We start from the raw sequence: 11,777 nt of genomic DNA on the forward strand, positions 1-11,777 counted from the left end.
GGTCGGGCGCCGGCGGAGGGCGGCGTCCGGCCGCGGGCGGGCTGCCCGCGGCCGGACGCGTCGGGTCAGGAGCCGAACGTCTCGTCCATGTCGGCGGCCGCGGTGTCGGCGGCCTCCTGGACGGTCGCGCTGCCCGACAGGACGGACTGGAGCATCGTCTCCAGCGTCTTCTTGCCCTGGATCTGGCCGTAGAGCGGCGTGACGGGGACCGAGCGGCCGGCCTCGGCCATCTGCCGGGCGAACGGCGCGACGATCGGGTCGTCCTCCGCCACGACCTTCTCGAGCAGGGACGTCTGGCCCGGGAAGTAGCCGGACTGCTCGCCCCACGCCTGCGCGAACTCGCCGGTCGTCATCATCTCGACGAACTTCCACGCGAGGTCCTGCTTCTCGCTCGCCTCGAAGACGCCGAGGTGCGAGCCGCCGAGGAACGAGTCGGACAGGCCCTCGGTCTGGCCGGGGATCGGGAAGGCGCCGATCTTGCCCTCCATGTCCGGGACGTCGGCGAGGATCTTGCCCGGCGTCCAGCTGCCGGAGATCATCATGCCGACCTGGCCCTGCTCGAACGCGGCGAGGAGGTCCGTCTCCTTCCACGTCGTCGCGGCGGCGGTCGAGAAGCCGTGCTCGGTCGCGAGACCGGTGTAGAACTCGAGGCCCTCGACCGACTCCGGCGAGCTGATCTCCGACGTCCAGGTGTCGCCGTCCTTCACCGCGAGGTCACCGCCCGCGCCCCAGATGAACGGCATCGCGCCGTACTGGCTGTCGCCCGCGACGGGGAACGGGATGATCTCCGGGTTCGCCGCCTTGAGCGCGTCCGCCGCGGCGACGAGCTCGTCCCAGGACGTCGGGGTCTCGATGCCGGCGGCCTCGAAGAGGTCGGCGCGGTAGACGACCGAGCGCACGCCCGCGTACCAGGGCATGCCGTAGATGCTGCCGTCGAGCGTCGCGGACTCGACGAGCCCGGGGACGAGGTCGTCCTCGAGACCGGCCTCCGCGACCCGGTCCGAGAGGTCGGCGAGCGCGCCGACGTCCGCGAACTCGCCCGTCCAGGTGGTGCCCAGCTCGGCGACGTCGGGCGTCGTGCCGCCGGCGATGGCGGTCGTGAACTTGTCGTGGGCGCTGGCCCACGGCTGGAACTCGATCTGGAGGTCGGCGCCGGTCTCGTCCTTGAACGCGGTCGTCACCTCGTCGAAGAATGCGTCCGCGTCGGGGTTGGTGCCCTCCATGATCCAGACGGTGAGGGTCTCGCCCGAGAAGTCGGTCGCGTCGTCGCCACCGGTCCCCTCGGAGCCGGACCCGCCGCCGGAGCTGCACGCGGCCAGGCCGAGCGCGAGGACGAGGGTGCCCGTGACGGCCACCGTGCTGCGTCGCTGCATGCCGTGACACTTCCTTTCTGGTCGGCCGTCGGGGGAACGGCCGGGTCGTGTGTCCTGACGGTCCCGCGCGGCCGGTCGGCTCCCGCGGTGTGAAACTTACTTCCATCAGTGGACGTATGTGTGGAGATTACTGCCACGAGTGCGCGAACGGAAGCCACGGCGGCAGATGTTGCACGTTCTTAACAATCGCCGGGGGGTCGCCCGGCTCGGGAGACCGCTCAGGCCGCGGGGCCCAGCACGCGGGCGGGCGTCCCCCTCACGCCCCGGCCGCGCACCACCCTGCGCACTCCGCGCGCGTCACGGGACGCGCGCGGTCCACTCCGGGGTGGAGAACTTCGTCCGCGCGAGCTCCTGCGCGCGCTCGCGCTCCTCGGGGGTGACCGCACCCTCGACCGTGCGGTACCGCGAGCGGAAGTGCTCCTTGAACGCCTCGATGACGTCCTCGCGCGCCATGCCCGTCTGCGAGCGCACCGGGTCGACGCGCTTGTTGGCGCTCGTGGTGCCCTTGTCCGAGAGCTTCTCGCGCCCGATGCGCAGCACCTCGGTCATCTTGTCGGCGTCGATGTCGTACGCCATCGTCACGTGGTGGAGCACCGCTCCCCCGCGCAGCCGCTTCTGCGCAGCGCCCGCGATCTTGCCGGCCGGCGACGCGATGTCGTTGAGCGGCTTGTACGTCGCCTCCACGCCCAGGTCGGCGAGGGCGCCCAGCACCCAGTCGTCGAGGAATGCGTACGAGCGCTCGAAGCTGAGCCCCTCGACGAGCGACCCCGGCACGTACAGCGAGTAGGTGATGGTGTTCCCGGGCTCGACGAACATCGCGCCCCCGCCCGAGATGCGCCGCACGACCGACACCCCGTGCCGCTCCGCGCCCTCCGGGTCGACCTCGTTGCGCAGCGACTGGAACGAGCCGATGATCACCGCGGGCGACGCCCACTCCCAGATCCGCAGCGTGGGGCCGCGACGGCCCTCGTCGAGCTCCTCGGTGAGCACCTGGTCGAGCGCGAGGTGCATCGCCGGCTCCTCGGGCCCCTCGTGCACGATCTCGAACGTGTGGTCGCCCCACCCCGTCGCCCGGCCGAGCGCCCGGCGCACCGCGATCGCGACCGCCTCGGGCGAGAACCCGACCATCGTCACGTCGGGGCCGAGCGCGGCCTGCACGGCGCTCGCGAGCTGCGCGACCGTCGCCGTCTCCGGCATCCCCGTCAGGGCGCCGTCGATGTCCTCGAGCGCGTCGTCCGGATCGAGGAAGAAGTCGCCGCTGACCGCGACCCGGGCGAGCCGCCCGGCCTCCACCTCGACGTCGACCGCCACGAGCTTGCCACCGGGGACCTTGTACTCACCACGCACGCGTCCACCCTAAGCCCGACGCGCGCACCACCGGCTCAGCGCGGCTCGACGCCCGCGTGGACCAGCCCGTAGATCGCCGAGTCGGTGAGCGCCTCCCAGGCCGCCTCGATGAGGTTGGGCCCGACGCCGACCGTCGACCACGACGTCGAGCCGTCGGTCGTCTCGATGAGCACGCGCGTGATCGCGTCCGTGCCCTGCTCGGTGTCGAGGATGCGCACCTTGAAGTCGATGAGCTCGAACACCTCGATCTCCGGGTAGACGCGCCCGAGCGCGAGCCGCAGCGCGTGGTCGAGCGCGTTGACCGGGCCGTTGCCCTCGCCCGTGGAGACGATGCGCTCGCCTCCGGCGTGCAGCTTGACGGTCGCCTCCGCCGTCGCCTCGGTGCCGCGCGACCCGGCGCGCTCGACGATCGTGCGCCAGCTCTCGACCCGGAAGTACGGCGGGCGCTCCCCCGCGATCTCCTCGCGCAGCAGCAGCTCGAACGACGCGTCGGCCGCCTCGTACGTGTAGCCGCGCGCCTCGTCGTCCTTGACGCGGTTCGTCACACGGGTGAGGAGGTCGCCCTGGCCCGACAGGTCGAACCCGAGCTCGCGGCCCTTGAGCTCGATCGACGCCCGGCCCGCCATGTCGGAGACGAGCATGCGGATGTCGTTGCCCACCGCCGTCGGGTCGATGTGCTGGTACAGGTCCGGATCGACCTTGATGGCGCTCGCGTGCAGGCCCGCCTTGTGCGCGAACGCGCTCGCCCCGACGTACGGCTGGCGCGCGTACGGGGAGATGTTCGTGATCTCGCTGATCGCGTGCGAGATGCGCGTCGCCTCCTCCAGGCCCTCGCCCGTGAGCGTGCGCACCCCGTGCTTGAGCTCGAGGTTCGCCACGACCGTGAGCAGGTCGACGTTGCCCGTGCGCTCCCCGTACCCGTTCACCGTGCCCTGCACGTGCGCCGCGCCCGCCTCGACGGCGGCGAGCGTGTTCGCGACGGCGCAGCCCGAGTCGTTGTGCGCGTGCATCCCGAGCAGCGCGTCCCCCGGCAGCGCGTCGCGCCCGTGCGGGAGCCCGACGGCGTCGCGCAGCTCCGCGACGGTCTCGGCGACCCACGTGGGGAGCATGCCGCCGTTGGTGTCGCACAGCGCGACGACCTCGGCGCCCGCCTCGAACGCGGCCTGCACGGCCGCGCGCGTGAACGCGGCGTCGTACCGGTAGCCGTCGAAGAAGTGCTCGGCGTCGACGACGACCCGGCGCCCCTCGCCCACGAGGAACGACACCGTGTCGGTGATCATCGCGAGGCCCTCGTCGGGCGTCGTGCGCAGCGCGCGCTCGACGTGCCGCACGTCGGACTTCGCGACCAGCGTGACCACCGGCGCCTCGGAGTCGACGAGCGCCCGCACCTGCGGGTCGTCCCACGCGCGCAGCCCGGCCTTGCGCGTCGCGCCGAACGCCGCGAGCACCGCCCGGCGCAGGTCGAGCTCCTTCGCCGCGCGACGGAAGAACTCGGTGTCCTTGGGCACGGCGCCCGGCCAGCCGCCCTCGATGAAGCCGACGCCGAGCTCGTCGAGCAGCGGGGCGATGGCGAGCTTGTCGGCGACGGAGAGGTTCATGCCCTCCTGCTGCGCGCCGTCGCGCAGGGTCGTGTCGTAGACGTGGAAGACCCGGGGCTCGTGGGGACCGGTCCCGGGGGTCGTCGCCGAGGTCATGGTGCCTCTTCCTGCCGTTCGTCGTGTCGCGGGCGTCGCTGCGCCCGCCCCTGCGGTGCGTCTCCCGACGCCGGGAGGGGCCCTCGTGAGGCGGTGGGCCCGGCGTCCGTGCCGCCGGGCGGAGGTGGTGCCCAGCAACAAAAAAACCCCCCGAGGGTGCGGGAGGTCTGCGCGTCCGGTGGGTGCTACCGGGCGCGCTACTCGATAATGAGCTGGGAGACGAGGTGTGTCACAGGGCACATGGTGCCACAGGTTCCGCCAGGATGGACCAGAGCGTCCATCCACTGAGCCGCCCGCCGCCCGTCGGCGCGACGGCGACCGAGCGAGGAGTGACGATGAGCGACCCGACCCCGGGCGGTTACGACCCGCAGAACCCTCCGACGCGGCGCTACGGCCAGCCGCCGGTCCCCCCGCAGTCCCCGCCCCCGGCGATCCGCCCGACGGACCCGCAGACCCAGTTCCCCGAGCCCCGCACGCCGGTGAGCCCGGCAGACCCGCGCCTCACGGTCGAGGCCGGCCGGTTCTGGGCGGGCGCCGCCGCGACCGCGCTCGTCGCCGCCCTCATCGGGCTGCTCGGCGTGATCATCTTCGAGCGCATCTTCGCGATCACCCTCGTCCCGCCGCCCGACCTCTTCGCCACGGGGTCGCGCCAGGCGGCGTGGGCGATCGACGGCGCGATCCTCGCGCTGCTCGCCGCCGGGGTGCTGCACCTGCTCATCCTCAGCACGCCCCGACCGCGCGCGTTCTTCGGCTGGATCATGGCGCTCGTCGTGGTGGCGATCGCCGTCCTGCCGTTCGCGTGGTCGAGCGACGTCACCGCGGCGGCGCTGTCCGGGCTCATCAACCTGCTCATCGGCGTCGCGGTGTGGTCGCTGCTCGCGGGCGTCGCCGGGCGGACGATCGTCGCGCGGCCCGCGCCCGTCGTCTGACCCGGAGCACCCGGGCGGACCCACCGCGCCGCCCGCCCTACGACGACGGGGCGCCCCTCCCGCGGGAGGGGCGCCCCGTGTCGTGCCGGCCGGCTCGGGCGAGCCGGCGCTCAGGCGAGCCGGCGCAGCCAGCCGTGGCGGTCGGCGGCGCGACCGGTCTGGATGTCCGTGAGCTCGGTGCGGATCGTCATGGTCAGCGAGCCCGCCTCGCCGGTGCCGATCGTGTGGTCGAAGTCCGAGCCGGCGAGCCGGCCGATCGGCGTGATCACGGCGGCCGTGCCGCACGCGAAGACCTCCGTGACGGAGCCGTCCCGGATCCCGGCGAGGACGTCGGTCAGCGGGATCCGGCGCTCGACGACCTCGTGCCCGCGGTCGGTGAGGAGGCGGATGATCGACGAGCGCGTCACGCCTTCGAGGATCGAGCCGCTGAGCTCCGGCGTCTCGACCGAGCCGTCCGCCTTGACGACGAACACGTTCATGCCGCCGAGCTCCTCGAGGAACGTGCGCGTCGCGGAGTCGAGGAAGCACACCTGCTCGCACCCGTGCTGCTGCGCGACCACCTGCGGGAGCAGGCTCGAGGCGTAGTTGCCCCCGCACTTCGCGTCGCCGGTGCCGCCCGCGCCGGCGCGGCTGTACTCGCGGTCCACCCAGATGGACACGGGCTTCACGCCGCCCGAGAAGTACGGGCCGACGGGCGACGCGATGACGAGGTACTCCGCCTCGAGCGACGGGCGCACGCCGAGGAACGCCTCCGAGGCGTACATGAACGGGCGCAGGTAGAGGCTCGCCTCCTCGCCCGACGGGACCCAGTCCACGTCCGTGCGCACGAGCGCGGTGATCGAGCCGACGAAGTCGTCCACCGACAGCGCGGGCAGCGCGAGGCGGTGCGCCGAGCGGGCGAAGCGTGCCGCGTTCGCCTCGGGCCGGAACGTCCACACCGAACCGTCGGCGTGGCGGTACGCCTTCATGCCCTCGAAGATCTCCTGCGCGTAGTGCAGGACGGCGGTCGCCGGGTCCAGGAGGAGCGGGCCGTACCTCTCGATGCGGCGGTCGACCCACCCGTCGGTCGAGTTCCAGCTGATCCGCGCCATGTGGTCCGTGAAGACGGTGCCGAACTTCGGGGCCGCGATGGCGGCCTCGCGCTCGGCGGGCGGCGTCGGGGAGTCCGTGGGGCGGACGTCGAACAGGGCGACGAGGTCCTCCGCCGAGGAGGACGGCTGGTGCTGCGCTGCGAGGGTGCTCATCATGAGGCCTTTCACCTGGCGACCCGGGTGGTCTCCGCCTAGTTTTCCACGCCGGTGCGGCTCGTGCGGGGATCCGCGCGAGGGCACGACGACGCGGGGCGCCACCGGGTCAGAACGGGAGGGATCCGGTCCTGGGGCGATGACGACCGAGGTGCGGGGACTGCGGCGAACCGGTGCCCGGGCCCGCGAGGGGCCCGTGACGGCGTGTCAGCCGGCGACGCGAGCGGCGAGCTCGCGGCCCACCTCGGCCGTCGAGCGTACTCGGCTCCCCCGCTCGGCGAGGTCGGCGGCGACGGCCGCCTCGACGCGCCGCGCCTCGTCGCCGAGGCCCAGGTGGTCGAGGAGCAGCGCGACCGACAGCACCGTGGCGGTCGGATCGGCCTTGCCCTGCCCGGCGATGTCCGGAGCCGAGCCGTGCACGGGCTCGAACATCGACGGCGCGGTGCGGTCGGGGTTGATGTTCGCGGACGCGGCGAGGCCGATCCCGCCCGTGATCGCGGCGGCCTGGTCGGTGAGGATGTCGCCGAACAGGTTGTCGGTGACGATCACGTCGAAGCGCGAGGGCTTCGTCGTGAGGAAGATCGTCGCGGCGTCGACGTGCAGGTAGTCGGTCGTGACGTCGGGGAACTCCGCGTTGACGGCCTCCACCGTGCGGCGCCACAGGTGGCCCGCGTGCACGAGGACGTTGTGCTTGTGCACGAGCGTGAGGTGCTTGCGCGGACGCGCCTGGGCGCGGGCGAACGCGTCGCGCACGACGCGCTCGACGCCGAACGCCGTGTTGAGGGAGACCTCGGTCGCGATCTCGTGCGGCGTTCCGGTGCGCAGCGAGCCGCCGTTGCCGACGTACGGGCCCTCGGTGCCCTCGCGCACGACGACGAAGTCGATCTCGCCCGGGTCGGCGAGCGGCGACGTGACGCCCGGGTACAGCTTGCCCGGGCGGAGGTTGACGTAGTGGTCGAGCGCGAAGCGCAGCTTGAGCAGCAGGCCGCGCTCGAGGACGCCGGACGGGACGCTCGGGTCGCCGATCGCGCCCAGGAGGATCGCGTCGTGCCCGCGGATCGCGTCGAGGTCCGCGTCGGTGAGCGTCTCCCCCGTCGCGTGCCAGCGGCGCGCACCCAGGTCGAACGGCGTCGTGGAGACCTTCACGTCCGAGCCGGCCACGGCGGCCTCGAGCACGGCGAGCCCCTGCTCGACGACCTCGGTCCCGATGCCGTCGCCGGCCACGACTGCCAGATCAATGGTGCGCGTCATGCCGGCGAGCCTACGCCGCGCCGCCACCCTTCGGGACGGTGGTCTCACGTCTCGGACGGGCGCCGAGTTGCGTTCCACGCGCGGCGGGTCCACTATTAGTAAACTTTCCTAAAGCCCGTCGAAGGACCGACCATGACCGCGCCCGCCACGTCGAGGGTTCCCGGCACCCCGGGGCTCCTGCGCACCATCAACGACCGCGCGGCCCTGGAGCTCCTCCTCGACGTCGGCCCGCTGACCCGGTCCCAGATCGGTGACCGCACCGGCGTCTCGCGACCGACCGCCTCCCAGATCGTCGCACGGCTCGAGCAGTCGGGGCTCATCGAGCCCACCGGCTCCGTGCAGGGCGCGCGCGGCCCCCAGGCCACGCAGTACGCCGCCCGGACCGACGTCGTCGTGGGACTCGCGCTCGACGTCGTGCCCGCTGGGGTGCGCGCCAGCGTCGTCGACGCGCTCGGCCGCACGCTCGGCGAGACGACCGTCGCCGCCGGTCCCGAGCGCTCGGCAGCCGCCGACGTCCTCGCCGCGCGCGACGAGGCCTGCGCCGACGCCGGCATCCCCGTCTCCCGCGTCGCGACCGCGGTCGTCGGCGTGCAGGCCGCCGTCGCGCCGCGCACCGGCGACATCGCCCTCGTCGGGGAGCTCCCCGGCTGGCCGCGCCGCGGGCTGCGCGCGCACCTCGAGGACGTGCTCGGCATCGACGTCCACGTCGAGAACGACGTCAACCTCGCCGCGATCGCCGAGCGCGACGCCGGCCGCGACGAGGAGAGCTTCGCGCTGCTGTGGCTGGGCGAGGGCATCGGCATGGGCGCGTGGCTCGAGGGCCGCGTGCACCACGGCACCGCGGGTGGCGCCGGTGAGATCGGCTACCTCCCCGTGCCCGCCGCCGGCATCGACGACTCGGTCAACGTGCAGGACCTCGTCGGCGGTCTCCGCCTCGTCGAGCTGTGCGCCCGCGCGGGGCTCCCCGGCATCACCGAGGAGGGCTCCTCCTACGGCGACGCCGTCGCCGCCCTCGCCGCGCACCGCGACAGCACCGCGGTGCACGACCTCGTGCAGGACCTCGCGCTCCGCGTCGCGGTCGTCCTCCAGCCCGTCGTCGCCATCCTCGAGCCCGACGCCGTCGTGCTCGGCGGGCCCACGGGCGTCGCGTGCGGCGCGCCGCTCGCCGAGGCGACCGCCGCCGTCCTGCGCGGCACCGACCAGCGGACGGGAGCGGTCGTCGCGAGCGCCGTCCCCGAGCTCGCCGTCCTGCGCGGCGCGCGCTCCGTCGTCGCCGAGGACGTGCGCACCCTCCTGCTCGCCGCCGCGGGACGACCGGACCACCCGGTCGTCGCGCCCTCCGTCCCGGGGTAGTCCTCTTCACCTACCTCGCGAGCGGTGGCCGGCCGACCGTGGCACGGCCGGCCACCGCTCATCCTCGCCGCGCTCAGCGCGGGTAGCGCAGCTCGAACCGCTCGCACACCAGCGGCATGTCCGGCGCGAACTCGCGCGACAGGACGCGACGGAAGTACTTCTCGTGCTCGACGCGCCACGACTCCAGCGACCGGTCGTCCTCTCCCTCCGCGTGCGCGAAGTCCGCGTCGACGTCCTCGAACGCGACCACCTCGACCGACGTCGTGCGGATCAGCGCGCGCGGGTGGCCCGCGCCGTCGAGCAGGATCGACAGCTCGCCGACGCGCGGCACCGCCTCGCCCGTCTCCTCGTACTCCCACAGGGCCGACGACGTCGCCGTCTTCTCCCCCGTGAGCACCGCCATGAGCAGGTCGTCCGCCAGCGCCGGGTTGTCCCCGAACGACCACGCCGGGGGCGGCACGCTCTCGGACACCGTCGTGCCCGTGACGACACCGAGCCGCGCCATGCCCGCGCTGGGCCGCGCCAGCTCCCAGAACGCCAGGATCTCCGCCGCCCGCTCGTCCACCGTCACGTCGTCCGTCACCGGGTCTCCCTCGTCCGTCTCTCGGGTCATGCCCCTATCGTGGCGCACCGAGAATCGGATCTGCCCGGTCTCCCGCCCTTCGTCCCACCCGTGTCGCGCCGGCACGATCCGCCATCTTCTCGGACGCCGCGACCAGGTCCGGGACTGGCGGCCTGCTGGCCAGCGCCCGGGTGAGCCGACAGCAAGGGGGTGGGTGACCCCTGTCGCGCGATCGTGGTGGGCCTGGCGGGAGCGGTGCGAGGAACGAGCACCGCGGATGGTAGATCGCGCGACAGGGGTCACCCACCCCCAGAGGTGAGCCGAGCTCAGAGGCCGAGGATCAGCGCGCGGCGCTGCCCTCGGTGTAGTCGGCGTCCTGCTGCTTCCACGCGAACAGCGACCGCAGCTCCTTGCCGACCTTCTCGATCGGGTGCTGCGCGGCCTTCTCGCGGAGCGCCGTGAACTCCGGCGCGCCGGCGTCCTGGTCGTCGATGAAGCGCTTGGCGAACGCGCCCGACTGGATGTCGGCGAGGACGCCCTGCATGTTCTCCTTGACGCGGGCGTCGATGACGCGCGGGCCGGAGACGTAGTCGCCGTACTCGGCGGTGTCGGAGACGGACCAGCGCTGCTTGGCGATGCCGCCCTCCCACATGAGGTCGACGATGAGCTTGAGCTCGTGCAGCACCTCGAAGTACGCGATCTCCGGCTGGTAGCCGGCCTCGGTCAGCGTCTCGAAGCCGTACTGGACGAGCTGCGACACACCGCCGCAGAGCACGGCCTGCTCGCCGAACAGGTCGGTCTCGGTCTCCTCGGTGAACGTCGTCTTGATGACGCCCGCGCGCGTGCCGCCGATCGCCTTCGCGTACGACAGCGCGACGTCCCAGGCCTGGCCCGACGCGTCCTTCTCGACGGCGATGATGTCCGGGATGCCACGGCCCGCGACGAACTCGCGGCGCACCGTGTGACCCGGCGCCTTCGGGGCGACGAGGATGACGTCGACGCCCTCGGGGGCCTCGATGTAGCCGAAGCGGATGTTGAACCCGTGCGCGAACGCGAGCGTCTTGCCCGTGGCGAGGTTCGGCTTGATCTCGTCGTTGTAGATCGAGCGCTGGTGCTGGTCCGGCGCGAGGATCATGATCAGGTCGGCCCACGCGGCGGCGTCCGCCACGGACTTGACCTCGAAGCCCTCGTCCTGGGCCTTCGCGACGGACTTGGAGCCCTCGCGCAGGGCGACGACGACCTCGACGCCCGAGTCGCGCAGGTTCTGGGCGTGCGCGTGGCCCTGGCTCCCGTAGCCGACGATCGCGACCTTCTTGCTCTGGATGATGGACAGGTCGGCGTCGTCGTCGTAGAACAGCTCAGCCACGATGGATCTCCTCGGTTCTTCGTTGCGGTGCAGGGGTCTGTTGCGGTGTCGCGCGGAACGGCGACCGGTGCGCGCCGACGCCCACGGGGGTCTCGGTGCGAGGGTAGGCGATGGTCAGGCGGAGCGGACGACGCGTTCCAGCGCGCGGTCCGTGATGGAGCGGGACCCGCGCCCGACGGCGACGGTCCCCGACTTCACGATCTCGCGCACGCCGTAGGGCTCGAGGGCCCCGAGCAGCGCGTCGAGCTTCTCCCCCGTGCCCGTCGCCTCGATGGTCACGGCGTCGGGCACGACGTCGACCACCTTCGCGCGGAACAGGTTGACGACCTCGAGCACGCCGGTGCGGTGGGTGCCGTCGGCACGCACCTTGACGAGCAGGAGCTCGCGCTGGACCGACGCGGACGAGTCGAGCTCGACGATCTTGATGACGTTGACCAGCTTGTTGAGCTGCTTCGTCACCTGCTCGAGCGGGCGCTCCTCCACGTCGACGACCACGGTGATGCGCGAGATCTCCTCGTGCTCGGTGGGGCCGACGGCGAGGGAGTGGATGTTGAAGGCGCGGCGGGCGAACAGGCCCGCGACGCGCGTCAGCACGCCGGGCTTGTTCTCGACGAGCACGGAGAGGGTGTGGCGGGACATCGGTCAGTCCTCCAGGGAC

At 72.8% G+C, this 11,777-nt stretch carries 10 protein-coding genes; 2 read left to right on the top strand and 8 right to left on the bottom strand.

Annotated features, from left to right (window positions below; genetic code table 11):
- Positions 1-65: 65 nt before the first annotated feature.
- The 3 genes from GWJ10_RS10040 to cimA all read right to left on the bottom strand — a co-directional run bounded on the left by GWJ10_RS10040 (position 66) and on the right by cimA (position 4,414).
- Positions 66-1,373: a sugar ABC transporter substrate-binding protein gene (locus tag GWJ10_RS10040; RefSeq protein WP_163187204.1), complete on the bottom strand. Its 1,308-nt coding sequence runs from the start codon at positions 1,371-1,373 to the stop codon at positions 66-68.
- A gap of 297 nt (positions 1,374-1,670) precedes the next feature.
- On the bottom strand, positions 1,671-2,720 hold the full coding sequence (locus GWJ10_RS10045) for a biotin/lipoate A/B protein ligase family protein (protein ID WP_163187206.1): 1,050 nt from the start codon (positions 2,718-2,720) through the stop codon (positions 1,671-1,673).
- 35 nt (positions 2,721-2,755) lie between these two features.
- Complete coding sequence (gene cimA / locus GWJ10_RS10050; protein ID WP_076405729.1) at positions 2,756-4,414, bottom strand: citramalate synthase; 1,659 nt, start codon at positions 4,412-4,414, stop codon at positions 2,756-2,758.
- A 335-nt stretch (positions 4,415-4,749) separates the two neighbouring features.
- Between cimA and GWJ10_RS10055 the strand changes: the two genes are divergently transcribed.
- Entirely contained in the window at positions 4,750-5,343 is a 594-nt protein-coding gene (locus GWJ10_RS10055; protein WP_076405730.1) for a hypothetical protein, read from the top strand.
- 110 nt (positions 5,344-5,453) lie between these two features.
- Here the strand turns inward: GWJ10_RS10055 and GWJ10_RS10060 are convergent, their stop codons facing one another.
- Both GWJ10_RS10060 and GWJ10_RS10065 read right to left on the bottom strand, forming a co-directional pair.
- Complete coding sequence (locus GWJ10_RS10060; protein WP_031317075.1) at positions 5,454-6,587, bottom strand: branched-chain amino acid aminotransferase; 1,134 nt, start codon at positions 6,585-6,587, stop codon at positions 5,454-5,456.
- A gap of 207 nt (positions 6,588-6,794) precedes the next feature.
- Positions 6,795-7,838 carry a 3-isopropylmalate dehydrogenase gene (locus GWJ10_RS10065; RefSeq protein ID WP_076405733.1) on the bottom strand — a complete coding sequence of 348 codons (1,044 nt, stop codon included), beginning with the start codon at positions 7,836-7,838 and terminating at the stop codon, positions 6,795-6,797.
- Between the two features lie 132 nt (positions 7,839-7,970).
- On the opposite strand from GWJ10_RS10065, the gene GWJ10_RS10070 reads away from it, so the two are divergent.
- Complete coding sequence (locus GWJ10_RS10070; protein WP_076405735.1) at positions 7,971-9,191, top strand: ROK family transcriptional regulator; 1,221 nt, start codon at positions 7,971-7,973, stop codon at positions 9,189-9,191.
- Positions 9,192-9,264: 73 nt separating this feature from the next.
- Here the strand turns inward: GWJ10_RS10070 and GWJ10_RS10075 are convergent, their stop codons facing one another.
- The 3 genes from GWJ10_RS10075 to ilvN form a co-directional block, all read right to left on the bottom strand.
- On the bottom strand, positions 9,265-9,804 hold the full coding sequence (locus tag GWJ10_RS10075; RefSeq protein ID WP_074809855.1) for an ASCH domain-containing protein: 540 nt from the start codon (positions 9,802-9,804) through the stop codon (positions 9,265-9,267).
- A 289-nt stretch (positions 9,805-10,093) separates the two neighbouring features.
- Entirely contained in the window at positions 10,094-11,119 is a 1,026-nt protein-coding gene (ilvC, locus tag GWJ10_RS10080) for a ketol-acid reductoisomerase (protein WP_021481959.1), read from the bottom strand.
- A 114-nt stretch (positions 11,120-11,233) separates the two neighbouring features.
- Positions 11,234-11,758 (bottom strand): acetolactate synthase small subunit, encoded by a 525-nt coding sequence (gene ilvN, locus GWJ10_RS10085; RefSeq protein ID WP_061268745.1) that lies wholly within the window; start codon positions 11,756-11,758, stop codon positions 11,234-11,236.
- Between the last annotated feature and the right edge of the window lie 19 nt (positions 11,759-11,777).

The sequence above is a fragment of the Cellulosimicrobium sp. SL-1 genome, assembly GCF_011033075.1.
In the GTDB taxonomy this organism is placed as follows: domain Bacteria; phylum Actinomycetota; class Actinomycetes; order Actinomycetales; family Cellulomonadaceae; genus Cellulosimicrobium; species Cellulosimicrobium funkei.